Source organism: Sphingomonas canadensis (assembly GCF_026013525.1).
GTDB classification, from domain to species: domain Bacteria; phylum Pseudomonadota; class Alphaproteobacteria; order Sphingomonadales; family Sphingomonadaceae; genus Sphingomonas; species Sphingomonas canadensis.
In genome coordinates, this window is the sequence record NZ_JAPDRA010000007.1 from 188,130 (window position 1) to 211,568 (window position 23,439).

Annotated in this window: 22 protein-coding genes; 7 read left to right on the plus strand and 15 right to left on the minus strand. The window is 66.8% G+C overall.

Going from position 1 to position 23,439, the window contains the following annotated elements:
- Window positions 1–1,101, plus strand: coding sequence for an ABC transporter permease (locus tag OM513_RS14725; RefSeq protein ID WP_264945281.1), 1,101 nt, complete (start codon window positions 1–3; stop codon window positions 1,099–1,101).
- A gap of 96 nt (window positions 1,102–1,197) precedes the next feature.
- On the opposite strand, the gene OM513_RS14730 is transcribed toward OM513_RS14725, so the two are convergent.
- From OM513_RS14730 to OM513_RS14745, 4 genes are all read right to left on the minus strand, one after another.
- Window positions 1,198–2,256 (minus strand): type II glyceraldehyde-3-phosphate dehydrogenase, encoded by a 1,059-nt coding sequence (locus OM513_RS14730; protein ID WP_264945282.1) that lies wholly within the window; start codon window positions 2,254–2,256, stop codon window positions 1,198–1,200.
- A gap of 26 nt (window positions 2,257–2,282) precedes the next feature.
- Window positions 2,283–2,732, minus strand: coding sequence for a hypothetical protein (locus OM513_RS14735; protein WP_264945284.1), 450 nt, complete (start codon window positions 2,730–2,732; stop codon window positions 2,283–2,285).
- Window positions 2,733–2,879: 147 nt separating this feature from the next.
- Complete coding sequence (locus OM513_RS14740; protein ID WP_264945285.1) at window positions 2,880–3,899, minus strand: copper resistance protein B; 1,020 nt, start codon at window positions 3,897–3,899, stop codon at window positions 2,880–2,882.
- Window positions 3,896–5,587: a copper resistance system multicopper oxidase gene (locus tag OM513_RS14745; protein ID WP_264945286.1), complete on the minus strand. Its 1,692-nt coding sequence runs from the start codon at window positions 5,585–5,587 to the stop codon at window positions 3,896–3,898. The genes OM513_RS14740 and OM513_RS14745 overlap by 4 nt, the downstream gene beginning before the upstream one ends.
- Window positions 5,588–5,891: 304 nt before the next feature.
- On the opposite strand from OM513_RS14745, the gene OM513_RS14750 reads away from it, so the two are divergent.
- Window positions 5,892–6,545 carry a Bax inhibitor-1/YccA family protein gene (locus OM513_RS14750; protein ID WP_264945323.1) on the plus strand — a complete coding sequence of 218 codons (654 nt, stop codon included), beginning with the start codon at window positions 5,892–5,894 and terminating at the stop codon, window positions 6,543–6,545.
- 120 nt (window positions 6,546–6,665) lie between these two features.
- Here OM513_RS14750 and OM513_RS14755 read toward each other — a convergent pair whose 3' ends face one another.
- Together OM513_RS14755 and OM513_RS14760 are read right to left on the minus strand one after the other, a co-directional pair.
- Window positions 6,666–7,964, minus strand: coding sequence for a glycoside hydrolase family 130 protein (locus tag OM513_RS14755; RefSeq protein ID WP_264945287.1), 1,299 nt, complete (start codon window positions 7,962–7,964; stop codon window positions 6,666–6,668).
- Between the two features lie 21 nt (window positions 7,965–7,985).
- Entirely contained in the window at window positions 7,986–9,269 is a 1,284-nt protein-coding gene (locus tag OM513_RS14760; RefSeq protein ID WP_264945289.1) for a glycosyltransferase family 4 protein, read from the minus strand.
- Window positions 9,270–9,538: 269 nt separating this feature from the next.
- Here OM513_RS14760 and OM513_RS14765 point away from each other — a divergent pair, with 269 nt between their 5' ends.
- Complete coding sequence (locus tag OM513_RS14765) at window positions 9,539–10,783, plus strand: SAM-dependent methyltransferase (RefSeq protein WP_264945290.1); 1,245 nt, start codon at window positions 9,539–9,541, stop codon at window positions 10,781–10,783.
- Between the two features lie 74 nt (window positions 10,784–10,857).
- Here the strand turns inward: OM513_RS14765 and OM513_RS14770 are convergent, their stop codons facing one another.
- Entirely contained in the window at window positions 10,858–12,426 is a 1,569-nt protein-coding gene (locus OM513_RS14770; RefSeq protein ID WP_264945291.1) for an ABC1 kinase family protein, read from the minus strand.
- Window positions 12,427–12,574: 148 nt separating this feature from the next.
- Window positions 12,575–13,210 (minus strand): RNA polymerase sigma factor, encoded by a 636-nt coding sequence (locus OM513_RS14775; RefSeq protein WP_264945293.1) that lies wholly within the window; start codon window positions 13,208–13,210, stop codon window positions 12,575–12,577.
- 198 nt (window positions 13,211–13,408) lie between these two features.
- Between OM513_RS14775 and OM513_RS14780 the strand changes: the two genes are divergently transcribed.
- The 4 genes from OM513_RS14780 to OM513_RS14795 all read left to right on the plus strand — a co-directional run bounded on the left by OM513_RS14780 (window position 13,409) and on the right by OM513_RS14795 (window position 17,798).
- The gene (locus tag OM513_RS14780; RefSeq protein ID WP_264945294.1) at window positions 13,409–13,783 is read left to right on the plus strand and encodes a hypothetical protein; all 375 of its coding nucleotides are present in this window, start codon (window positions 13,409–13,411) and stop codon (window positions 13,781–13,783) included.
- Between the two features lie 91 nt (window positions 13,784–13,874).
- A complete protein-coding gene (ppsA, locus tag OM513_RS14785) occupies window positions 13,875–16,310 on the plus strand; it encodes a phosphoenolpyruvate synthase (protein ID WP_264945324.1) in 2,436 nt (811 codons plus the stop codon).
- Window positions 16,311–16,323: 13 nt separating this feature from the next.
- Window positions 16,324–16,977 (plus strand): NAD(P)H-dependent oxidoreductase, encoded by a 654-nt coding sequence (locus tag OM513_RS14790; protein WP_264945295.1) that lies wholly within the window; start codon window positions 16,324–16,326, stop codon window positions 16,975–16,977.
- Window positions 16,978–17,036: 59 nt separating this feature from the next.
- Window positions 17,037–17,798, plus strand: a complete 762-nt coding sequence (locus OM513_RS14795) for an HAD-IIB family hydrolase (protein WP_264945325.1) — start codon at window positions 17,037–17,039, stop codon at window positions 17,796–17,798.
- Between the two features lie 98 nt (window positions 17,799–17,896).
- Here the strand turns inward: OM513_RS14795 and OM513_RS14800 are convergent, their stop codons facing one another.
- The 7 genes from OM513_RS14800 to OM513_RS14830 form a co-directional block, all read right to left on the minus strand.
- A complete protein-coding gene (locus OM513_RS14800) occupies window positions 17,897–18,856 on the minus strand; it encodes a 1-phosphofructokinase family hexose kinase (RefSeq protein ID WP_264945297.1) in 960 nt (319 codons plus the stop codon).
- Window positions 18,853–19,605 carry a DUF6629 family protein gene (locus OM513_RS14805; protein ID WP_264945298.1) on the minus strand — a complete coding sequence of 251 codons (753 nt, stop codon included), beginning with the start codon at window positions 19,603–19,605 and terminating at the stop codon, window positions 18,853–18,855. Before OM513_RS14805 ends, OM513_RS14800 begins: the two co-directional genes overlap by 4 nt.
- Window positions 19,606–19,667: 62 nt before the next feature.
- Window positions 19,668–20,912 carry an NRAMP family divalent metal transporter gene (locus tag OM513_RS14810; RefSeq protein WP_264945299.1) on the minus strand — a complete coding sequence of 415 codons (1,245 nt, stop codon included), beginning with the start codon at window positions 20,910–20,912 and terminating at the stop codon, window positions 19,668–19,670.
- A 104-nt stretch (window positions 20,913–21,016) separates the two neighbouring features.
- Window positions 21,017–21,787 carry a polyphosphate kinase 2 gene (gene ppk2 / locus OM513_RS14815; RefSeq protein WP_264945300.1) on the minus strand — a complete coding sequence of 257 codons (771 nt, stop codon included), beginning with the start codon at window positions 21,785–21,787 and terminating at the stop codon, window positions 21,017–21,019.
- An 89-nt stretch (window positions 21,788–21,876) separates the two neighbouring features.
- A complete protein-coding gene (locus tag OM513_RS14820) occupies window positions 21,877–22,389 on the minus strand; it encodes a DUF1269 domain-containing protein (RefSeq protein ID WP_264945301.1) in 513 nt (170 codons plus the stop codon).
- 33 nt (window positions 22,390–22,422) lie between these two features.
- On the minus strand, window positions 22,423–23,094 hold the full coding sequence (locus tag OM513_RS14825) for a methyltransferase family protein (RefSeq protein WP_264945326.1): 672 nt from the start codon (window positions 23,092–23,094) through the stop codon (window positions 22,423–22,425).
- 16 nt (window positions 23,095–23,110) lie between these two features.
- Entirely contained in the window at window positions 23,111–23,401 is a 291-nt protein-coding gene (locus OM513_RS14830; protein WP_264945303.1) for a DUF2933 domain-containing protein, read from the minus strand.
- Window positions 23,402–23,439 lie beyond the last annotated feature (38 nt).

Below are 23,439 nucleotides of genomic sequence, written 5' to 3' on the forward strand. Positions count from 1 at the left end.
ATGTGGGGGCGGCTGCACGGTCTCATCGGCAAGGAGTTCGCGCAGATGCTGCGCGATCCGGTCGTCTTGTTCCTGATCCTGTTCCTCGCGACCGTCGAGCTGGCGATGTGCGCGATGGCGCTCGGGTTCGACGTCAAGAATCTGAAGCTCGGCGTAATCGACCATGACCGCTCGGCCGCGAGCCGCAGGCTGGTCCAGGAACTGACGTCGGCCGACACCTTCGTCCTGCGCAACCAGTTCGCGTCGATGCGCGACGCCGAGGGCCATCTGCGCGCGGGCGCGCTCGACGTCGTCATCGAGGTGCCTGCCAACTTCGGGGCACGGATCGCGGCGGGACGCCAGGCCTCGGTCGGCGTGGTCGTGGACGGCTCGAACGCCGATGTCGCCGCGCGTGCCCGCGCCTATATCATCGAGATGACCGCGCGCTTCGCGCAACAACGGATGACGGCGATGCCCATGCCCGGCGGCGTACAGCCCGCGGTGCATGTCTGGTACAATCCCGATCTAACCAACACGCGCCTGAATGCGCTGGCGATGCTGACCCAGGCCGGCTTCATGCTCGCGATCATCCTCCCCGCCGCGGGGCTCGTGCGCGAGAAGCAGAGCGGGACGCTCGAGCAGATCCGCGTGACACCGATCCGCGCGCACGAGCTGTTCATCGGCAAGATCGTGCCGCCGGTCGTCTTCGTGCTGGGATCGCTGTTTCCGTCGCTGCTTGTCATCCGCCTGCTCGGCGTGCCCTTGAACGGCAGCCTCGCGACCTTCGTCGCGCTCGACCTGATCTTCCTGATGAGCGCGGTGTCGATCGGCATCTTCATCGCGACGATCTCCACGACGCTGCAGCAGGCGCTGCTGACGAGTTTTTTCGGGTTGTTCCCCCTGCTGTTCCTCTCCGGCGGCATCGCTCCCATCGAAAGCATGCCTTACTGGCTGCAGGTCGGGATCGAGATCAGCCCGCTGCGCCATTTCATCGAGATCACGACGGGGCTCTTTCTCAAGGGCGCCGGCATCGCCGAGCTTTGGCCGCATGGTCTTGCGCTGGTCGCGATCGGGCTGCCGCTCTTCTCGGCCAGCTGGCTCCTGTTCAAGCGGCAATGGTGAGGGCCGCGGTCCGACAATGCCCTGCGGGAGGACGGACCGGAGCCCGCGCGGCTGAGCCCCGATGGGAGCAACGGGCACCCGAAGGCGCCCGGTCGGTCACGCTACGGGAGCGTGCGGGATTTGCAGCGCGCCGATGCCTAGCGTGCGGTTGGTCAGCGCGATCGACGAGGCGGCGTCGGGCGTGCTGCCGGCAAGCGCGCGGATTGCGTCGATCGTCTCGGGAATCACGATCGCCTGATTGTCCACCATATAGGTGTAATAAAGTTCGCGGCCCTCGACGGTGAGCAGGTCGCTCCACAGCGCGACCTCATAGAGGTTCGCGTGCGACCGGCCCGCGTCGGCCATCCATTCCTTGATCGCGTTGAGCGCCGATAGTCCGGTGCGGCTGTCGACCGGCAGGATGCGCGACGAGCCGGCGAACGCGGCGAGGATCTCGTCCTTGCCGGCCGGCCGCGTGAGCTCGACGTTCCAGGCATGGAGATGGCCGAGCGTCTCGGGCACCTGGATGGCGATCGTAACGACATCGAGGTCGGGATCGACCGAGCGTGCGTCCGGCCCCTGGTGGCTGGGGAGTTGCGCCTCGGGCACCAGCGTGTTGACGATGCCGCCCAAATGGCTTTCCCAGGGGTCGGTGGTCCGCCTGAGCAGCGTGCCGCGTGCCTTGACCAGCAGCCCGGCGCGCTTGAGCGCGCCCAGCGTGCGCACGATCGACGTCGTGTTGCACGAGACGACGCGTGTCGCCTCCCGCCCGAGCGCGCCGGCATAACTCGACTCCGCGACGAACGAATGGCCGGCGACTTCATGCTTCTCGCCGCCCTGAACGATGAATGCGCGGCCGATCCGCCGATAGAGCTCGGCATTGGCGGCGCCGTGGCGCTTGGGGGTGCAGTCGACGATCACATCCGCGACTTCGGCGAGTTCGGCCAGCGTTCCCGCAACCCCGAGCCCGGCCGCGACCATCGCCTGACGGCCTTCGGGGGTCGCCGCGAAGAGCGGCGTGCCGTCCTGGGCGACCCGGGCGATGCGCCAGTCGGCGGCCACGTCGGCGATGCCGGCAAGCCGCATGTCCGGCTGGAGCCGGACCGCCTCGGTGACGCGGCGTCCGATGACGCCATATCCGACGATGGCGACCTTGATCCCGTTTTCACTGTGCATCGTTCGCTCCTTCGATCTCGCGCGGGTCAATCGTGACTGTAGGTGAAGCGCGCGGTCAGCGGATTGGCACGCCTGGCCCTATAGGGTTCCTGGGTCTTCTGGGGCCGGGTCACCACGATATCGATGTGATAGTCGTTGACGCCCCTGAGGTTCGCATAGCCCCCATAGGTCAGCGCCCCGTTGATGGTCATCGGTGCGAGCGGAATCGTCCAGGATGCGCCCCGATCCTCGCTGATCCGGGCCACGACAGCGGCATCGGTCACCCGCCGGCCACCCGCCGTCTGGAAGACCGCGACCACGAGATGGACGGCGTGGCTGCCCGGGCCGGGTACGCCGCCGTGCATCCTGGCTTCGGGATGGTCTGCGACATGCCCGCGGACGATCGAGGCCGGCACCGCTCCGAGATAGACGGTGATGTCGCCCACGGTGCGGACGCCATCCACGACGCCCGCGCTGGCAGGGGCGGCGAATAGCACGGAGAGGGCAACAGCCGCTGCGCGCCATCCACCCGGCTGTCGATCGAATGGTCCGATCATGGTGAACCCTCCTGTCCTGGGCAGCTCATAGGACGCGCCAGCCGCCCGAAGCTTACAGCGGCGCGTCCCTGGCCTGCGGTGCGCGGCTCACCACCAGAGCCGCAGGCCCGCGACGAAGCGCCCTTCCGATACCCGCTCCCCCCGCGCGCGCCGCAGATCCGCGGTGCTGCCGAAGGAAGGCTCCCACACATAGCCGATATAGGGAGCGACCTTGCGCGCCACCTCGTAGCGCAGGCGCACTCCCAGCTCGGCACTGGTGAAGCCACTGCCGAGCGAGCGCTCGACATTGCTGGTGCTGTACGCATTCACCTCGGCCTGCGGCGTCAGGATCAACCGGTTCGTGAGCCGAAGATCGAAGGACGCCTTTGCCCGCGCAGCGACGCGACCGTCGTCTCCGAGATAGCCGGTAAGCTCGATGTCGAACCAATAAGGCGCCAGCCCCTCGATGCCGGCGGCAAGCCAGCTGTGCGCGCCTGGCCCTACATCCTGGCGCACCCCGAGCATACGGCCCCAAAAGGGTCCGGTCGCGTGCCACCAGAAGGCTTCCACGCTCGTGTCCGAGTCGACGGGCTCATGGGCCAGCTTGACGCCCTGGCTTCGAATCCAGAGCTTGTCGCTGTCGCCGCCCTGGGTGATCTGCGCCGACCAGGCGATGCCGTTTTGGCCCTGGCTGCGCACGAACTCGAGCTCGTCGATCAGCACCTTGCCGACACTGATCTGATCGGCCCTTTCGAAGCCGGGAAGCGTCGAATTCTCATAGCCGTCGGCATGTGCATTGGGGTCGCGCGCGTCCGCAGGCGCTCTTCCGCCCTGCATCGCGCCCATGCGCATCGTCGCTCCCCCGGATTGGCCGCTCATGTCCATGCCGGCCATCGACTGGTCGGGCGATGGGCCGGCGGCAGCGGGGTGTGCGCCACGGTCCATGCCTTCCATCGGCGGCGCACCGGGAGACGAGGGATCGGCAGGCGATGGAGAGGGGCTCTCCTGGGGCGCCGGTTCGTGCTGGTGCTGCGCATGGGCGGGGATCGCGCCCAGCGGCGCCATGCCCAGCAGCAGTGCGGCACCCGAGGTGCGAAGCGTGTGGCGACGAGGAAAAAGCGTGCTCATGCAACCACCACCTCGCGGAACATGCCCGCCGCCATGTGATAGAGAAGATGGCAATGGAACGCCCAGCGGCCGGGGGCATCGGCGTTGACGGCGAAGCTCACGCGCTGCGCCGGCTGCACCAGCACCGTGTGCTTGCGCACCAGAAACCCTCCCCCAGGGTCCTCGAGATCGCTCCACATTCCGTGCAGATGCATCGGATGCGCCATCATCGTGTCGTTGACGAAGATGATCCGGAGCCGTTCGTCCTTGCGGAAATGGATCGGCCTGGAATCGTTCAGCTTCACCCCGTCGATCGACCAGATGAAGCGCTCCATGTTGCCCGTCAGGTGCAGCTCGATCTCGCGAGCGGGAACGCGCGGATCCGGCGCGCCACCCGGCCTCCTCAGATCGGCATAGGCCAGCACGCGCCTGCCATTGTCGCGCAGCCCCGCGCCCGGATCGTCGAGATTGGTGCGCGGATAGTCGACGCGCATGTCGGTCGTCGGCCCATATTCGGTCCGGGCATGGCGCGCCGGGGGCGCCATGTCGGACATGTCGCCCGACATGCTCGCCATCGCGCCCATCATGTCGACAGGATCGAGCCACACGCGGCGGTCGGGGCGGGGAACCTGCGCGCTCATACCGGCCGCGGGCGCGAGCGTCCCTCGGGCATAGCCGGTCCGGTCCATCGACTGGGCGAAGATCGTGTACGCGCGATCCTCGGGCATGGTGACGAGGACGTCATAGGTCTCGCCCGGCGCGATCCGGAACTCGTCGACTTCGACCGGCTCGACGGGCTGGCCGTCGGTCGAGATCACGGTCAGCTTGAGCCCCGGGATCCGCACGTCGAAGATCGTCGCGGTGCCCGCGCCGATGAACCGCAGCCGGACGCGCTCGCCCGCCCGGGCGATCGCCGTCCAATTGCCCGCCGGAGCGGTACCGTTCATCAGATAGGTGTAGGTCGTGCCCGATACATCGCTGTAATCGGTCGGATTCATACGCGCGGCGTTCCACATCCGGCGCTTCGCGATCGCGCTCGACAGCCCCAGCTGCCCGACGTCCCTGAAGAAGTCGCCGACGGTCGGCTGACCGAAATTATAGTAGCCGCTCATCTTCTTGAGATTGAGATAGACCTGGAGCGGGGGTTCGTCGGTCCAGTCGCTCAGCATGACCACATAATCGCGGTCGACCGACGCCGGCTCGGGGACCCGGGGTTCGACGATCATCGCCCCGAACAGTCCGGTCTGCTCGGCAAGCGTGTGCGCATGATACCAGTATGTGCCGGTCTGGCGGAGGGTGAAGCGGTACGTGAAGGTCTCGCCCGGGGCGATACCGCCGAAGCTGATTCCCGGCACGCCGTCCATGTCGGCCGGCACCTCCAGGCCGTGCCAGTGGATGCTGGTCATCTCCTGAAGCCGGTTCATCACGCGCAGCGTCACCGTATCGCCCTCGCGCATGCGCAGAAGCGGACCGGGCACGCTCCCGTTGACCGCAGTCGCCATGCGCCGCTTCCCCGCGTAGTTCACCGGCAATGCGTCGATCACGAGGTCGAACTCCGTCCCGCCGAGCTCCGGCATCCGCCCGGGCGCGACTGAAGCCCGGCCAGCCTCCGCCCGGGCACCGATCGCGGCGAGCGCGGCCGCGGTGGACAGGCCTTGAACGAAGCGGCGCCGGTTGAGTGCGGGGCGCCCAAGGAGAGCCTGGTGCATCGGTGAAGATCGTCCTTGTCGTTGGTTCGCCGCGGCCGCGTGCCGGCCCTTGACCCATCAGACGTTGCCCGCGCTCGAGAATTACGCGCGGCGATGCGCGCCGGGGAAATTACGTAGACGAACCCGCAGCTGTAATGCCCTCGCCCCGCGCGCGTCTTGAGCAATTGCCGAGGCCACATCGATTCGGGCGCTCGGCAACCATTCAGGAGGATTCGATATGGCAGATCCGCTCAACACGGCGGTGCCGTCCGCCCAGCGCAGCGAAGCCGACGCCGGCCTCGTCGATGCCGGGCTGCGGTCGCATATGCTTTCCGTCTACAATTACATGGTCAGCGGCGTGCTGCTGTCCGGCGTCGTCGCGTTTCTGGTCGCGGGCAATGAGGCCGCGAGGTCGCTGTTCTTCCTGCCCACCGGCGCGCCGACCGGGCTCGGCTGGGTTGCGGTGTTCGCGCCGTTAGCGTTGGTCCTGGTCTTCAGCTTCGGGCTGAACCGGCTCTCCACGGGTGCCGCCCGGGCGATCTTCTGGGCCTATGCCGCCCTGATGGGCATCTCGCTTTCAACCGTCCTGCTCGCCTATACTGGCGTCAGCGTCGCGCAGACCTTCTTCATCTCCGCCGCGGCCTTCGCCGGCCTCAGCCTCTGGGGCTATCTCACCAGGAAGGACCTTTCCGGCTTCGGCACCTTTCTGGTCATGGGCGTGTTCGGGCTGCTCGTCGCGATGGTGGTGAACATGTTCCTTCGCTCCTCGGCGATGGACCTCGTCGTCAGCGTGGTCGGCGTGCTGCTCTTCGCGGGGCTCACCGCCTACGACACCCAGCGGATCAAGAACCTCTACTTCGAGGTTCGCGACAGCGGGTTCCGCGGCAAGGCCGAGGTTCTGGGCGCGCTCACGCTCTACCTCGACTTCATCAACCTGTTCCTCTTCCTGCTACGGCTGTTCGGCGATCGGCGCCAATAGGCCGTCCGGCGGAACGGCGCCGGCACAGGCTCGGCGCCGCGGGGCGCAATTCCGGTTGCGCCCCGAAGCGCGGGGAAGTCAGGGAAGGGCGGCTGGCGCCGAGGAGCCGGCGCTTGCGCGTCAGCTCATTTCGGCGAGCAGCGCGTCGAGCGGAACCGTCGCAAATGTCGTGAAGCTGTCCGCGATCGCATAGGGCAGGACCAGCACGCGCCCGTGGACCATCGCTCCGCAACTATAGGTCACGTTGGGCACATAGCCCTCGCGCTCGCCGCCATCGGCCCGGACGAGCGGCCGGCTCATTCGCGCCAGCAGCTTGGATGGGTCGTCGCGATCGAGCAGGCAGGCGCCGATCCCGTAGTTGCGCATCACACCCACGCCATGGGTGACCACGAGCCATCCCTCCTCGATCTCGATCGGTGAGCCGCAATTGCCGACCTGCACGAATTCCCATGGCCAGCGGGGCGCGACGGCCCGAACGCCCCCGCTCCATTGGTGCAGGCTATCCGAGGTCAGAAACCACAAATTCTCGTGATCGTGCCGGGAAAGCATCGCATACCGGCCGCCGACGCGGCGCGGGAACAGCGCCATCCCCTTCCCCGACGCTGCACTCCCCGTGAGAGGCCGCAGCTCGAAATCGCGGAAGTCGACGGTGCGGAGCACCTCCTGCCGGATCGCCTGTCCGCTATAGGCAGTATAGGTGCCGAGATAGGTGCTGCTGCCGTCGTCATCCACGAACCGGACCAGCCGCAGGTCTTCGATGCCGTGACGCTGGCTGGGCGTCGAGGGAACGATCACGCACTCGGAGAGCGGGTGCGTCCCGTCGCACAGGATTCGCACGCCGGCGTCGGGTGATTGCCCGTCGAGGAACTCGACGCGCGGCACGATCGAGCGCGCGACCGGTGGATCGACGATGGGCGCGCCGCCCGGGCCGCAGGTTCCCGTCCGGAACGCGATCGACGAGACATGGCCTTCGCCGACACCCCGCAGCGACATGACGAAGCGGATCGTGTCCGGCGGCAGGCCGGATTGATCGGGATGCGGCACGATGCTCGGATTGAACAGCGCCGCGGCCTCGTAGGAATATTCGTGGCAGAAATAGGCGCCGATCAGCAGCGACTGCTCGTGGCTCGCGCCGGCCGCCTGGATCAGCTGACCCTCGACTTCGTGAAAGCGTCGCAAGAAGGCGCAGGCGGCATTTTGATGCCTGGTGGCGAACTCCGCCATGAGCCGGGTGAACTCATCCTCCAGCGCCGCTCCTTCCAGGGTCAGGACGCGGTCGGCGATGCGCTGCGCGCGCGAATGCGGCTGCGTCGAGAACTCCGGCGGGTCGTCCGCCGGCACATAGGGCCGAATGACGACCCGCGCCGGATCGGGATGGAGCTGGAGCGAAAGCCGCGTAACGAAGGCGGGAGAGGACATGGGCGGGCGATTGCTGACTGCCTAGCCGACAGCGGCGCCCGCGACGACCACGCCGTCGCTGCGACCATCGCGCCGTGTCGTACCATATCGACGCGGTGCCTCGGGCTGGAGCTGAGCACGCGCGACGGCGGGCACCGGATTTCGCGCGTGGTCCAGGAGCCCAAGGTGACGACGGCCGACCACCGGCCAGGCCATCGTCGCGCCCAACGCCGCCGACCGCTCCTGCAGCCGGTCCCGCAACATTGGCCTTGCGAGCAGGCTGCTGATCGCGTCGCCCATGGCGCCGATATCGGCGAAAGGAACGAGAACGCCGCGACCTTCCGCCAGCAGCTCGCGAGCGTACCAATAGGGTGTCGACACGACTGCCTTGCCCAGGCCCACGGCATAGGCGAGCGTCCCCGAAGTGATCTGCGCCTCGTTGAGATAGGGAGTCACGTAGATGTCGGCGGCGGCGATGTGCGCCAGCAGTTCGGGCAGGTCGAGAAACCCGTCGATGAAGCGGATATTGCGCTCGACGCCGAGCGCCGCCGCGCGTTCACGCAGGCTCTCGCGGTAGCGCTCACCCTCATGGCGCTGCAGATTCGGATGCGTCGCGCCGACCACCAGGTAAAGCACGTCCGGCTCCGTTCGCACGATCGCCGGCAGCGCCTCGATCACGATCTCGATGCCCTTGTTGGGCGAGAGCAGGCCGAAGGTAAGCAGGACCTGGCGGCCTGCCGCATCGAACCGCGCCTTGGCTCGCTCGCTCGACACCAGCGGTCGATCGGGGATGCCGTGCGGCACGACGGCGATCTTGTCGGCCGCCACACCGTACGTGTCGAGGAGGATTTCCCGACCCTTGCCGGCCATGACCACGAGGCGCGCCGAGCGCGCGATCAGGCGCTCCATGACGCGTCGCTGCTCGGGATCAGGATGGGTGAGAACGGTGTGAAGCGTTGTCACAACCGACGCGCGCAGACGGTCGAGAAAGGGAAGAACATGGCTCCCCGCCGGGCCGCCATAGATGCCGAACTCATGCTGCAGGCTGACCGCGGCGATCCCTGCCCTGTTCAGCCGTTCGGCAGCGGCTGCATAGGAAGAGATGTCGTCCTGATCGATCTCGATCGAAACCTCTGCCGGATATGGATAGGGGCCATGCGCATCGCTCACGGCCACCGCAAGGCAAGCGCGATCCGGCGCCGCCAATTGCAGCGCCCGATGCAGATCCTGGGTGAAGGTCGCGATCCCGCAGCGCCGCGGTGGGTAATTGCCCACGATGGCGAGCGGCGCGGTTCCTTTCGAGGGAAAATCAAACACGACATCCATGCGAACCCCCATCGGCTCCACGCCGCTGCGGTGCAACGTGGCTTCAGGTCTTCAGACGTGGCGCGTCGCGGAATCTTACATCGAAAAGCACGCGTCCCGCACCCGGCGGTCACCCGCTCCGCCCGGGATGCGCGGAAAGCCAATTCCCGGGCCGCTCCGCACCGCGACTGTAAGCGCGGGCGGTCGAGCACGTCCCTTAGGCACATTCGTCAACAGGGAGCAAACGAATGCGCCAGGCAAACACTTCGCGTCCGCGCCGGAAACTGCCCATGATTTCCGGCCTCCTGCACAAGCTCGTCCATGAAGGTCGCCTCACCATCATCGACACCACGGGCCGTGCGCACCAGTTCGGCGGCGAAGATGCGAGCGATCACGTGACCTTGCGCTTCCACGACAAGGCGCTTCCGCTGAAGCTGGCCGTATCGCCCACGCTCGCTCTCGGAGAGGCCTATATGGAAGGCCGGCTCACCATCGAGAGCGGCACGATCCGGGATCTCCTCCGGATCGTGACCTCGAACCTGCAGGCGCTGGACGATCATCCCCTGATGGCGGTGAAGGCCAGACTCGCGACCATGAAGCCGTTTCGCGTGGGCAGGAACCACAGGACGCGGTCGCGCGCCAATGTCGCGCATCATTATGATCTTTCTGGCGCGCTCTACGAGCTGTTCCTCGATGCGGACCGCCAATATTCCTGCGGCTATTTCGCCCGCGGAAACGAGACGCTCGAAGAGGCCCAGGCGGCAAAGAAGCGCCATCTCGCCGCAAAGCTGCTGCTGGAACCCGGGCAACGCGTCCTGGACATCGGATGCGGCTGGGGCGGCCTCGCCCTCCAGCTCGCGCGGGACCATGGCGTCTCCGCGCTCGGCGTCACCTTGTCGCGCGAGCAGCTCGAGGTGGCGTCCGCACGCGCCGAGCAGGCAAGGCTTGCCCACCGCGTCCGGTTCGACATGCTCGACTATCGCGATATCGACGAGCGCTTCGACCGGATCGTTTCGGTCGGGATGTTCGAGCATGTCGGTCCCCCGCATTACGACACCTTCTTCTCGATGATCAATCGGACGCTGGCGCCTGGCGGCGTCGCCGTCGTGCATTCGATCGGACGTCGGACGCCGCCGGGGGGCGACGATCCCTGGATATCGAAATACATCTTCCCGGGGGGATACATCCCCGCCTTGTCGGAGGTCACGGCGGCGGTGGAGCGGTCCGGCCTGTGGGTTACCGACGTGGAGATCCTGCGGCTCCATTATGCGGACACGCTGCTGCACTGGTACGACCGATTTCAGCAAAATCGCGACCGCGTGCGGCGGCTCTACGACGAGCGCTTCTGCAGGATGTGGGAATTCTATCTCGCCGCCTGCGAGATGTCGTTCCGTCAGGGCGACCTCATGGTCTTCCAGCTCCAGCTCGCACGCGAACGCGATGCCGCACCGCGCACGCGCGATTATATGTTCGAGGAGGAACGGCGCGATCCCTCCCAGGCGCCCAGGGTGCAGCTGGCGGTACAAGCGCGTTAGCGAGGCGCGGGATCGATACGAACGGCCGACGAGGCGCCCGGGCACCGTGCGGTGCCCGGGCGCGCAACGAGCGGCTATAGCTGCCCCGAACGCCCGATCGCGCGGGCCAGGCGCAAGGCGAACCAGATGCCCAGCAGATAGCCCGCCAGCGCGAGGACGGGCACGCCGAACAGCCTCGGGCCGATGCTATGCTGCATCAGAAGCGAGGAGCCAACGAACAGGCCCAGGATCACGATCGCCATCGCCAGCCTGTTGCCCGTGTGCTCGATCGCGGTGCGCAGCTTCGCCACCTCCGGCAATTCAATCGGCACGCGTATCTTCAGCCCCGCTTGCCGGTCCCGCGAAACGGTCGAAGCGACCGCGGCCGGCAGCATCTGCGCGGCGACGCCAATCTCGGAGCGCAGTCGCTCGAGCCCGCCCCTCGCACCGTCGCGCAGCATCGCTGCGATCGTGGACTGTCCTCGCGACGCCAATGTCTCGGCGAGCTTCATTTCGGGATCGAGCCTGCGCAGCGCGCTTTCGAGCAGAAACGCCGCTCGCATCAGGACGAGCAAGCCATAGGGAATCCTGACCGAACCCGGCGCTCCCAGACGCGAAACACGCAGCAGGATATCTGCAATCGACCACTGGCCGATCGGCAAGGCGGCATAATCCGCAAGAATCTCCTCGATGCCGGCGACAAAGGGGCCACGGCGATCGCCCGGGGCAAGCAAGCCGAGAGCGATGGCCGAATCCAGCATCCAGACAGCGTCCTGGTGCGCGAAAGCCTGAAGGAACATGGCGAGGTCGCGGCGAATGCCCTGGTCCAGGCGCGCCACGAGACCGAAATCGTGAAAGCAGATCGCGCCGCGGTGCGTGAAGAACAGGTTGCCCGGGTGCGGATCGCCGTGGAAGAAGCCGAGCACGAAGATCTGACGCAGATATGCGCCGATCAGCAGATCGGCGAGCTTTCGTGCCTCCGTGGGACTGCACGGATCGCCCAGGAGATGCCCTTGCTTGCGCTCCTGCACAAGAACACGTTCTGCAATGAGCGCATCGATCGGAGCCGGCGCTTCGATTGCCGGATCGTCCTTGAACGCCGTCGCGAACTGCCGCATCGCGCGCGCTTCGAGGCGGAAGTCGGTCTCGCGGCGAAGATTGTTCCAGATCTCCTTCGCGAGCGAGGCCGGCTGCAGCCGCGCGAGCCGCGATGACAAGGCCTCGCAAAGCCTGAGCACGCGCATCAGCGAGCGCATGTCGCGGTCGATCCGCCGCTTGATGCCGGGTCGCCGGACCTTGACGATCACCCTGCGTCCATCGGCCATGGTGGCGGCATGCACCTGCGCGATCGAAGCCGCTGCCATCGGCAGATCCTCGAAGGTCGCGAAGAGTTCCTCCACCGATGCGTCAAACGCCCTGGCGATCTCGCGCCTCGCTTCTTCCGCAGGAAATGGCGCGACATCCGCCTGGAGCTTCTCGAGCTCGACCAGATAGGCTTGCGGGACGATATCCTGTCTGAGGCTGAGCGCCTGCCCGGCCTTGACGAAGGTGGGCCCCAGGCGTTCAAGCGTGCGCCGCAGGCGTGAAGGCATTGCGGAGCGCTCGAGAGGAACGCGGCGCACGCGTTCCAGGAGGAAGAGAGTCAGCAGGTCGCTCGCCGCCACGCCGACACGCAATGCACGCAAGCCTAACATTGGCGTGGCTCCCGATTTTCGTTGAGGCCAGGATGGGTGGCCGAATGGCCGCGAGCGCTCCGGTGAAGACGCATGGCGCACACGGGGGCGCGGTTCGCCCGCACGGGCGCGCGACGCCTCAGGGAGCATCCCTGAGCTTGCGCAGGCGCTCGGCGTCCTCGCATTGGCAATCGAGGAACCCGTGCGCCACGCACATGTGGCACATCTGCTCGAGGCGGATCTTGAGGGCACGGCGGGCGCGGTGCAGCCTGACCGTGACATTGTTGACCGTCGTGCCGAGGCTGACCGCCACGCGCTCACGCGGCTCGCCGAGCAGATCGGCGCGCCATAGCACCTCGCTATATTCGGGCTTGAGGGTCGGCAGCAGCTTGTAGAGGCATTGACAGACTGCCTCGTCGATCTCCGCGTCCGCTTCGATCAAGGCGTCCGGCAGATTGGCCAGCGTGTCGGGATCGACGGCCTGCTCGCGCTTGCGCCGCGTCGCGGCAGCGCGCTGATGATCGACGATCGTGGTGGCGAGCACTCGCCCTAGCCAGCCTCGAACCGTGCGGACGTCGCGCAGGTCGTTGGAACGCTCGAGCGCCTTCAGCATGAAGCGCTGGAGAACCTCTTCGGCTTCGTCCTTCCTGCCGAGGCGGCGAGTCAGGAATCGCAGCAGGTCGCGATGGCTCTCGACCAGGGCACGACGCACCGCGGCATCCATCGGCGATGGCCCGGTGCTGTCCGCTTCGCCTGGTTCTGCTTCGTCGGTCATGCTCGTCGTCCTCAGCCGTAAAGGACGCCGTGACCGTTGTCCGATTACAGCCCCGGGCGATTCGGCGCCGGGTGTAATCTTCCCCGCGGCGCGCCGTCCTAACGCTTGCCCGTCCAATGGTTCGAATTCGGTCGGGCGCGGGACACGTCGCCGGATATGTTTCCCGCGGGATTCTCGCATCCGGCTCTGGAGGTCCCGATGAAGTTCAAGCCCATGCTCGTATCGGCGGCGCTGCTCGCCACCGTCCCCGCCGCGACGTTCGCCCAGGAGACGCCGCGGCCGCATTCTCCCGGCATCGGTCACACCTTCTTCATGCGCGGCAGCGTCGTTCATGCCGATGGCACGCAGGTCATCGTCTGCATCGGCCGGGCCGACGGCGCCCAGCCAGGCCAGGAACTCGTCGTGCTGCGCGTGACCGAGCACCCGCATGGTCCGAAGGGCCCGCCCACCTTCCAGCGCAATCGCGTCGGCAGCGTGCGGATCGACGCGATCATCGATGACCATTTCGCGCGGGCCACCATCGTTTCGGGCGCGATCCGCAAGAACGACCTGGTCGAGCTTCAGCGTTCCTGAGCCCGCCGCGGCGCCGTCACCGCGTGCGCGACGGCGCCGCGGTGACGCGCAGAACGTCATCCAGGCATCGATCCTTGCAGGAGCAGGAAAAATGCGCGAGCAAACAGCCTATGTTCTGGGCTTCGAGGCCACCGAGGCCGGCGAGGTCGCTCTCGTCGGCGGCAAGAACGCCTCGCTGTCGATCATGGTGCGGACCTTGCGCGGTGCCGGGCTCGCGGTGCCCGACGGGTTCGCCACCACCGCCGCCGCGTACCGCGTCTATATCGAGCATAATGCGATAAAGCCGCGGCTGCGCGCCTCGCTTGCCGCCTTCTCGGCCGGGAAGGCCACGCTCCAGGAAGCCGGGGCGGAGATCAGGGGCCTGTTCCTCGATGGCGAGTTCCCGCCGGACATGGCGGACGCGATCCTGGAGGCCTATCGTGACCTGTCCCGCGCTGCGGGCGTCCGCGCGCTCGGCGTGGCGGTCCGTTCCAGCGCCACTGCCGAGGACTTGCCCGACGCGAGCTTCGCGGGCCAGCAGGAGAGCTTCCTGAACGTGCGCGGCGAGCGCGAGCTGCTCGATGCATGCCGACGTTGCTTCGCATCGCTCTTCACCGATCGCGCGATCAGCTACCGCGAGACCAAGGGGTTCGACCATCTGAAGGTCGCGCTTTCGATCGGCGTGCAGCGCATGGTGCGGTCAGACCTTGCGGGCTCGGGGGTGATGTTCTCGATCGACACCGAAACGGGGTTTCCGCGGGCGGTGGTGATCAGCGCCGCCTGGGGTCTCGGCGAGACGGTTGTCCAAGGCACCGTCAACCCGGACAAGCACCTGGTTTTCAAGCCATTGCTCGACCGCCCGGGCACCTGTCCCGTCATCGAGCAGACGCTGGGGGAGAAGGAGCGCAAGCTCGTCTATGCCCATGGCGGCAGCGCGCGAACCGCGCTGCGCGACACGACCCGGCGCGAACGTGCCGCGTTCGTGCTCACCGAGTCCGAGGTTCTTCAGCTCGCACGCTGGGCCGTCCTGATCGAAGCCCATTACGGACGGCCGATGGACATGGAGTGGGCGAAGGACGGCGAAACCGGCGAGCTCTTCATCGTGCAGGCGCGGCCCGAAACGGTGCAGTCCGCGCGGCGCGATGCCACCATCAAGACCTATCGGCTGAAGGAAGCCGCCGACCCCATTCTGAGCGGCGCCGCCGTCGGCGAGGCGATCGTCGCCGGCGAGGCCTGCGTCATCCGCAATCCCTCCGATATCGCCCGATTCCGCGAAGGTGCGATCCTGGTCACAGAAATGACCGATCCCGACTGGGTGCCCGTGATGAAGCGCGCCGCCGGCATCGTCACCGATCATGGGGGTTCGACGAGCCACGCCGCCATCGTCAGCCGGGAGCTTGGCGTGCCCGCGATCGTGGGAACCGGAAATGCCACCGAGCGCCTCCGGGACGGGCAGATCATCACCTTGTCCTGCGCCGAGGGCGAGCGGGGGAACGTCTATGACGGCGCGCTCGCGTTCGAGGCCGAACAGATCGATTTCGCGGACATCCCCGCGACGCGCACGGCCGTGATGGTCAATCTCGCGAACCCGGCTGCGGCGCTCCACTGGTGGCGATTGCCCGCAAAGGGCGTGGGCCTCGCGCGCATGGAATTCATCATCAGCAATGCGATCAAGGCGCATCCGATGGCGCTGCTCCACCCGGAGCGAGTCGACGATGCCGCCGCCGTTCGCGAGATCCGCAAGCTGACTGCAGGCTTCGACGATCCGGCCGACTTCTTCGTCAGGACGCTTGCATTGGGCATCGCGAGGATCGCTGCCGTCTACCATCCGCAGCCGGTGATCGTTCGCCTCAGCGACTTCAAGACGAACGAATATGCACATTTGCTCGGAGGCACGGCCTTCGAGCCGAGCGAGGAAAATCCGATGCTGGGGTTCCGCGGCGCGTCGCGCTATTATGATGCGCGTTACCGCGAGGGCTTCGCGCTCGAATGCCGCGCGCTCAAGCGCGTCCGCGAAGAGATCGGGTTCGACAATGTCGTGGTCATGGTCCCGTTCTGCCGCACGCCCGCCGAAGCCGACCAGGTGCTGCAGGCGATGGCCGAAAACGGTCTCGCGCGCGGCGACGCGGGCCTCCAAATCTACATGATGTGCGAGATCCCCTCCAATGTCGTTCTCGCCGAACAATTCGCACAACGCTTCGACGGCTTCTCGATCGGGAGCAACGACCTGACCCAGCTCGCGCTCGGCGTCGATCGCGACTCCGGCGATCTCGCGCCCTTGTTCGACGAGCGCAGCGAGGCGGTTACCCGCCTCATCCATCAGGCAATCGTGGAAGCGCACAAGGCCGGCATCAAGGTCGGCATATGCGGTCAGGCGCCGAGCAACTACCCGGAATTCGCGGGCTTTCTCGTGCGCGAGGGCATCGACTCGATCTCGCTCAATCCGGACAGCTTCATAGCGACCATCCGTCATATCGCCGATGTCGAGCGATCGCTCACCGAGCCGGCCGGGGGCGAGCCCGCGCAAGACGCCACTGCGACCACATGACTGGAAGGCCGAAATGAGCGAGCGTCCAGCGGCGGCCGACCCCAGCCATCTCGTGATCGCCTGCCATCCCGAGCCCCACAGCTTCACGATGGCGGTCGCGAACACCTATTGCGAAGCGGTCGAGGCGTGCGGCCATCGGGCGGAGTTCCGCGACCTCTATCGCATGCAGTTCGACCCTGTGCTGAAGGCTTCGGAGCGGCCCGGCGCGCCGGGCTTCTCGGTCGCGCCGGACGTCGCGGCCGAGCTCGCCCTGCTCGCTGACGCTGCCGTCATCGTGCTCGTCTATCCGATCTGGTTCGGTACGCCGCCGGCGATGCTCAAGGGCTATGTCGAGCGGGTGCTGGGATCCGGCATGACCTATCGCGCGATCCGCGGCGGAGAGGGAACGCCGCTTGTCGCGGGCAAGCAGCTGCTGAGCATCACCTCGTCGGGAACGACAAGCCAATGGCTGGAGGAGAAGGGCGCGTGGCTCTCGCTGCGCAACGTCTTCGATCATTATCTGCGCGATGCGTTCGCGCTTGCAAGTGACGAGCATCTTCACTTCTCCGCGATCGTCGAGGGGCTCGCCGAGCGCTTCGTCAACGAAAACCTGGAGGATGTGCGCCAGCAGGCGCGCAAGACCTGCAGCCGTGTCCGGCGCCGCTATCCCACCCATCGGCTGGAATAGCAGATGCCGACGCAATTCGGTTCGCCTGGCGCTATCCATGCTGAACACGAGGGCGCATCCTGATCGCATTGGTCGCCTTTGATCTCGACGGGACGCTGGCCGAAAGCAAGCAGCCGATGGATCCGGTCATGGCCGGGCTGTTGCGCGATCTGCTCGCGGTTGTCCGCGTCGCCATTATCTCGGGGGGCGGCTGGGGGCAGTTCGAGCATCAGATGCTGGAGGAGCTCCCCGGCGACGCCGACCGCACGCGCCTCTATCTGATGCCGACCTCGGGCACACAATTGTATCGCTTCGAGGGAGATTGGCGCAAAGTCTATGCCGAGGATTTCACGCAGGGCGAGCGCGTCCATATTCTCCGGGCGTTGCATGACGCGGTGGACGAGGCCGGGTTTTCCGATCCGCGGCTTTGGGGCGACCGAATCGAGGATCGCGGAAGCCAGATCACCTTTTCTGGACTCGGCCAGAAGGCTCCTCCGGAGGCCAAGTCGATCTGGGATCCCGACGGCCGCAAGCGGGCTCGGCTGCAAGCGCTGCTCGCGCCGATGCTGCCGGGCTTTGCGGTTCGCATAGGCGGATCGACGTCGGTCGACATCACTCGCCAGGGCATCGACAAGGCCTATGGGATCCTGAAGCTCCTGGACTTGGTCGGCATCGCCGCCGCCGATGCCCTGTTTGTCGGCGACGCGCTGTATCCGGGCGGCAACGATGCACCTGTCCAGCGCGCCGGGATTGCGTCGATCGCCGTGCGCGGCGTCGGGGACACGCGGCGCGTGATCGAGACGATCCTCGGTTCCAGCGCTGAACGGGGTTCGGTTCGGTAGATCGGCGAACCACCCATGGCCGCGCGGCTCGCGGTCGACTGACGATAGCGATCAGCATCGCTTGGTCCTCACGCGGCGCGAACCGCGCAGGACCGGGCCTAAGCGCTGCTCGAACTGGCCTCGCCGGCGCCGGCAGCGGATTGAAGCCCCGCATAGATCTGCTCGACGTCGTCCGCACTTGCGAGATCGTTTCCAGGCGACAACACCGCGGCTGCGCCCGCCGCGACGCCGTACGCGAGCGTGGCTGCAAGCGACCGGCGCTCGGACAGCGCGACCACCGCCGCGGCGAGAAAACTGTCGCCGGCCCCGACCGCGCTGCGCGCCGTGACCGGCGGCGCGGCCAGATGCCATGTTTCTTCCGCACTGACGATCATCGCGCCGTCGCGCCCGAGCGTCACGGCGACGATATGGGCGCAGCCCCTGTCGACGAGATCGCGTGCTGCCGATGCCTGCGCGTGCGCATCGGGCAACGCATGACCCACCAGCGACTCGAGCTCGCCAAGGCTCGGCTTCACGAAATAGACGCCTCGCTCCAATGCCGCGCGCAAAGCCGGTCCCGACGTGTCGAGGATCACTCGGGCACCTTTGGCGCGGGCGACATCGATCACGCGATGATAGGCCTCCGGTTCCAGTCCACGAGCGAGGCTGCCGCTCGCCACGATATACTCCCAGTCAACTTGCGCGAGCGCGGCAATGCAACGATCCCATTCGCCGGCGCTTAGCAGCGGGCCCTCGGGCACGAACCGATATTCGAGGCCGCTCGAGCGCTCGAAGACCGTATGCGCGATACGGGTGTAGCCGGCGATCGCGATTCGTCTCGTCTCCAGCCGCGCCGTGGCGAGAAGCTCGTCGAGGATCGCGCCGGTCGGCCCTCCCGCGGGATAAACGGCAAGCGCCGGCTTGCCGAGAGCATGGATCACCCGAGCGACATTGATGCCGCCGCCGCCTGGATGATAGCGCTCGTCGCTCGTGCGGATCTTGTGCAGCGGTCGAATCACCTCGGCCGAGGCGGCGCCGTCGATCGTCGGATTCGGCGTCAGCGTGACAATCGGCTTCATCGGGGGAGATCTCCCGGAGCATGTGCTGTAGCCGAGCCGGCCGGATCGGAGGCGATCGCGTCCTCGCCGCGTTCGAGCTCTCGGCCTTGCGCGGACCGTCGCCCCTTCCAGAAGATCATGCCGACGAGATAGATCGACACGAGCGCGCCGCCGAAACAGAAAGCCGAGACATAGGCGAACCGGAAGAACAGATAGGTGATCGCAAGCACAGTGGCGACCAGGACGCCGAACACCCTAATCTCGGGCCTGGACGCGACCAGGAGCGGCACGACCACGGCGAGGACATAGATGCTGTAGGTCCATTCGCGCGCGAGAAGGAAATCGAAGAGCTCGATGCCGCCATAGGCAATCGCATGTGGAAGGAACGTCACGGTGAGCCATTCCTGATGGACCGCATAGGGCAGGTACTGGCCTCCGCCGAAGATGGCGCCGAGGATGACAAATCCGAGATAGAGCGGCTTGCGCCGTACAGGCTCGAGAAACCAGACCGCCATCGGCACCCAGACCGGCCAGGCGAGCCACGAGAAGAACATGTACGCGAGGGAATAGCGGCTTATGGCGGTGAGATCGCCGGCCTCGCCGCTCGTCCAGACGAGACCCTCGAACAGCTGCTGCACGCCGAACAGAAAGGGTAGAGCGCATATGGGGACATAGCGCCAATCGGTTCGCGCCGCCTTGTACGTGCTCACGACGCCCGTCGGCACGAGGATCGCCGCGGCGGCAAAGCTGACTTCAGCCGACAGGCACATGATCCGTCTCCTTTCGTTTGACGAAGCGGCGCGTGCAGAAGCGCCGCTTCGCCATTGCCTGCTCAGGCGATCGCAACGAGGGCGGCGGCGATGCCGGCGGCCGCCATCGCGGCGGCCGTGATCCAGCCGAGCCAAAGCATCGCACCTTCCACCCGGTAGGATCCCATCACGCGCCTGTCCGCCGCGATCACCAGCAATGCCACCAGAATGGGGATAACGATGACCCCGTTGATCACTGCGCTCAGGAACAGTGCACGCATCGGCGGAATCGGGGTGAAGTGCAGCCCCACGCCAATAAGCGTCGACAAGGCGATGATGGCGTAGAAGGACCGGGCCTCGCCGGGGCGGCGTCCAAGCCCGACCGGCCGGCCGAATGCTTCGCCCACCGCATAGGCCGCGGATCCGGCGAGCACCGGCACCGCGAGCAAGCCGGTGCCGATGATGCCCGCGGCGAAGGCGCCGGCCGCGAACGCGCCGGCGATCGGTCTCAGCGCCTGCGCGGCCTGCTCGGCAGATGCGATGTCGGTCACGCCGGCGACATGCAGCGTGGCGGCCGTCGCGATGATGATGAACAGCCCGACGATGTTGGAGAACCCGATCCCGAGCCAGGTGTCGAAGCGAATGCGCCGCAGCTCGAGGCTGGCCGGCCAGGTACCGTCGATCAAGGGCGCCTCGCCCGCCAGCTCCAGATCCTCGACTTCCTCGGCTGCCTGCCAGAAGATCAGGTAGGGCGCGATGGTCGTGCCGAGGATCGCGACCACTGCCAGAAGATATTGGGGCGTGGTGCCGAAAGCGGGAACCACCGTCCTCTTCAGCACCTCGCCCCAGGGGATCGCGACCGCGAGCGCCGTGCCGACATAGGCGAAGAGCGAGAGCGTGAGCCAACGCAGCAAGCGCACATAGCGCCCGTAGCTCACGAAGATCTGCGCGATGGCGCAGAATGCGCCAAAGGCGAGCACATAGGGGTGCGGGGCACCGCCCGCGACCATCGCCGCGACCTCGCCCATTGCGCCGAGGTCGGCGCCGAGATTGATCGCATTGGCGACCGCCAGAAGCAGGACGATGGCGAGAAGGATCGAACGCGGCACCCGATCGCGCAGATTGGCGACCACGCCGCGCCCGGTGACGCGTCCGACCCGCGCGGCGATCTGCTGGACCGCGGCAAGCAGCGGCAGGGTGGCCAGCATCGTCCAGTTGAGCTGATAGCCGAACTGGGCGCCCGCCTGGCTGTAGGTGACGATGCCGCTCGGGTCGTCGTCCGCCGCGCCGGTGATCAGCCCGGCGCCGATCAGCCGCGACAGGCCCATGCCGTGAGGCCTGGGCATGGCGAGCGCGCGAGGTACGTCCGCGGGAGCCGCCGTGGCGTCGAATTGGTCGCGCGGGCCCGGCGCGGGCGCATGCCCGGGCCCGATCATCGCGCGATCAGGCCCTTCTCGTGCGCGGCATCGTCGTAGAGGAACACGGTGCCCGGGTCCGGAAGCTGCTGGTCGTCGCGCTCCGGCTCGCCCAGCCGGACAAGCAGGTCGCGGATCAGCGCGAGACGCGCTTGCCGCTTGTCGTCGGCGCGCACGACGATCCAGGGTGCCGCCACGCTGTGCGTGCGCGCCAGCATGGCGTCGCGCGCCGCGCTATACGCCTTCCACCGCTTCCCGGCTTCCTGATCGATCGGGCTCAGCTTCCATTGCTTGAGCGGATTCTTCGCACGCGCTGCGAGGCGACGGCGCTGCTCTCCTTTCGAGATGTCGAGATAATATTTGACGAGGGTGACGCCGCAATGCGCGAGCAGCTGCTCGAACATCGGCACCGTCGCCATGAACTCCGCATATTCGGCATCGGTGCAATACCCCATGACGCGCTCGACGCCGGCACGGTTGTACCAGCTGCGATTGAACAGCGCGATCTCGCCCGAACCGGGGAGGTGGCCGCTCCAGCGCTGGAAGTACCAGGCGCGCCGGTCACGATCTGACGGGGGGCCGAGCGCTACCACGCGCGTGTCACGCGGGCTCAGATGCTCGACGATCCGCTTGATCATCCCGTCCTTGCCCGCGGCGTCGCGCCCTTCGACGATGATCAGCAGCTTGGTGCCATCGGCGATGATGCGCCGCTGCAGGGCGCTCAGCCCGATCTGCAGCTCATGCAACGCGTCCGCGTAGCCGTCGGCCTCCTTGCGCTTCTTTGCCACTGCTTACCTCGCTCTTGGTTCGATGAAGCCGGCGCCTCGCGCGGGAGCGAGGCGCCGGCCCCTTCCCCGGGGGCAGGGAAGTCGAAATTCTATGCCGGCTGGGCGGCCTCCTGGCGCAGCGCGCCGGCCAGCGCCTCGCGCAATTGCTCTTCCTTGGTGTGGTCGAGCGAGGTGCGCAGCACCTTGCCGCCGACTCCCTTGAGCTCGTCGAGCAGCTTGTCCTCGGTCATCTTCTGGATGAGCACGAACAGTGCCGCCGAGCCGGGCTGCAGCACATCGGCCACTTCGCGCATGAAATCGTCGTCGACGCCGACATCGGTCAGCGCGCCGGCCAGGCCGCCGCTCGCGGCGCCGACGAGCAGACCGATATGCGGCGCCAGGAACAGCGCGCCGATCAGGAGGCCCCAGAAGCCGCCGCTGATCGCGCCGGACGTGGCGGGGCTCACGAGCTGGCTGAGCCGGATGCTGCCGTTCGACCGCTTGGTGGCGACGACGGCGTCGGCCAGCGCGACGATGTGCGAGCGCTGGAGGTTCACCAGTCGATCGCGGATTTCCTCGGCCTTCTCTTCGTTGTCGAAGGCAATGACGACGAGTTCACTCATGACGTTTCTCCGATTGGGAAGGCTTTTTGGGGCTCAGAACGACCGGCGGCGGGCAGGATCGTGCGGCGGCGCTGGCCGCAGGCGGGGAATGAAGCCGGGGACGCGCTCCATATAGGCGCGATAGTCCTCGCCGAATGTCGCGAGCGCCTCGCGCTCCTCGCTGCGGGCGAGCCGGACGTACATGAACACCAGCACCGGAAACATCGCGAGCGTCAGGATCGTCGGCCACTGGAACAGGAAGCCCAGCATGACCAGGATGAAGCCGTCATATTGCGGGTGCCGTATCCGGGCGTAGATGCCGTCGATCGCGAGCATGCGACTGCGCTGGGCGCGATAGAGCTTGGTCCATCCGCTCGAGATCAGCCAGAAGCCGGCTCCGATCAGCACGAAGCTCAGGATGTGGAACGGCCCGAAATGCGGGTTCACGCGCCACCCGAACATCATCTCGAGCAAATGGCCGGCATCGTGCGAGAACCAGTCGACACCGGGAAAACGGCTCTGCAGCCAGCCCGAGAGGAGATAGATGGTGAGCGGAAAGCCGTACATTTCGGCGAACAGCGCCACGAGGAACGCACTGAAAGCGCTGAACGAGCGCCAGTCGCGCGAGGTGGCGGGCTTGTAGAAGCTGTAGGCGAAGAAAATGAAGATCGCCGAATTGAGGATCACCAATCCCCAAAGGCCATAAGCCGGCGCGTCGCTGTGCATCGCTCGATCCTCCCGCTCAGTGGTGATGGGTGCCGGAATCGGCGGCGTCGCTGTTCGACCGGCCGCCGCCGCCATGTCCGCCATGGCTCCCGTGCATGAAGAAGTGCATCAGCGGGCAAGCGAGCAGGATCAGGATCCAGGGCAGCGCGCTCAGCGCATGCAGCCGATGCTCGGACAGCAGGAAATAGGCCGCGATCGCGGCGAAGCCGAGGAAGACCAGCGGCGCGCGCCAGCTTCGATTGCCCGTTCCTTGATGCGCGTCATGGTCCATGTCCGCCTCCACGGCTGCCTGCGATCGAAGGCGCATGACGTGCCTTCGCAGCCTAGGACGCGCGAGCGCCGGCT

Excerpts from the sequence above, each read along its gene's own strand:
- OM513_RS14725 (WP_264945281.1), top strand. The coding sequence starts at position 1 with ATGTGGGGGCGGCTGCACGGTCTCATCGGCAAGGAGTTCGCGCAGATG.
- OM513_RS14730 (WP_264945282.1), bottom strand. The coding sequence starts at position 2,256 with ATGCACAGTGAAAACGGGATCAAGGTCGCCATCGTCGGATATGGCGTC.
- OM513_RS14740 (WP_264945285.1), bottom strand. The coding sequence starts at position 3,899 with ATGAGCACGCTTTTTCCTCGTCGCCACACGCTTCGCACCTCGGGTGCC.
- OM513_RS14745 (WP_264945286.1), bottom strand. The coding sequence starts at position 5,587 with ATGCACCAGGCTCTCCTTGGGCGCCCCGCACTCAACCGGCGCCGCTTC.
- OM513_RS14750 (WP_264945323.1), top strand. The coding sequence starts at position 5,892 with ATGCTTTCCGTCTACAATTACATGGTCAGCGGCGTGCTGCTGTCCGGC.
- OM513_RS14755 (WP_264945287.1), bottom strand. The coding sequence starts at position 7,964 with ATGTCCTCTCCCGCCTTCGTTACGCGGCTTTCGCTCCAGCTCCATCCC.
- OM513_RS14760 (WP_264945289.1), bottom strand. The coding sequence starts at position 9,269 with ATGGATGTCGTGTTTGATTTTCCCTCGAAAGGAACCGCGCCGCTCGCC.
- OM513_RS14765 (WP_264945290.1), top strand. The coding sequence starts at position 9,539 with ATGATTTCCGGCCTCCTGCACAAGCTCGTCCATGAAGGTCGCCTCACC.
- OM513_RS14775 (WP_264945293.1), bottom strand. The coding sequence starts at position 13,210 with ATGACCGACGAAGCAGAACCAGGCGAAGCGGACAGCACCGGGCCATCG.
- OM513_RS14780 (WP_264945294.1), top strand. The coding sequence starts at position 13,409 with ATGAAGTTCAAGCCCATGCTCGTATCGGCGGCGCTGCTCGCCACCGTC.
- ppsA (WP_264945324.1), top strand. The coding sequence starts at position 13,875 with ATGCGCGAGCAAACAGCCTATGTTCTGGGCTTCGAGGCCACCGAGGCC.
- OM513_RS14790 (WP_264945295.1), top strand. The coding sequence starts at position 16,324 with ATGAGCGAGCGTCCAGCGGCGGCCGACCCCAGCCATCTCGTGATCGCC.
- OM513_RS14800 (WP_264945297.1), bottom strand. The coding sequence starts at position 18,856 with ATGAAGCCGATTGTCACGCTGACGCCGAATCCGACGATCGACGGCGCC.
- OM513_RS14805 (WP_264945298.1), bottom strand. The coding sequence starts at position 19,605 with ATGTGCCTGTCGGCTGAAGTCAGCTTTGCCGCCGCGGCGATCCTCGTG.
- OM513_RS14810 (WP_264945299.1), bottom strand. The coding sequence starts at position 20,912 with ATGGGCCTGTCGCGGCTGATCGGCGCCGGGCTGATCACCGGCGCGGCG.
- OM513_RS14820 (WP_264945301.1), bottom strand. The coding sequence starts at position 22,389 with ATGAGTGAACTCGTCGTCATTGCCTTCGACAACGAAGAGAAGGCCGAG.
- OM513_RS14825 (WP_264945326.1), bottom strand. The coding sequence starts at position 23,094 with ATGCACAGCGACGCGCCGGCTTATGGCCTTTGGGGATTGGTGATCCTC.
- OM513_RS14830 (WP_264945303.1), bottom strand. The coding sequence starts at position 23,401 with ATGCGCCTTCGATCGCAGGCAGCCGTGGAGGCGGACATGGACCATGAC.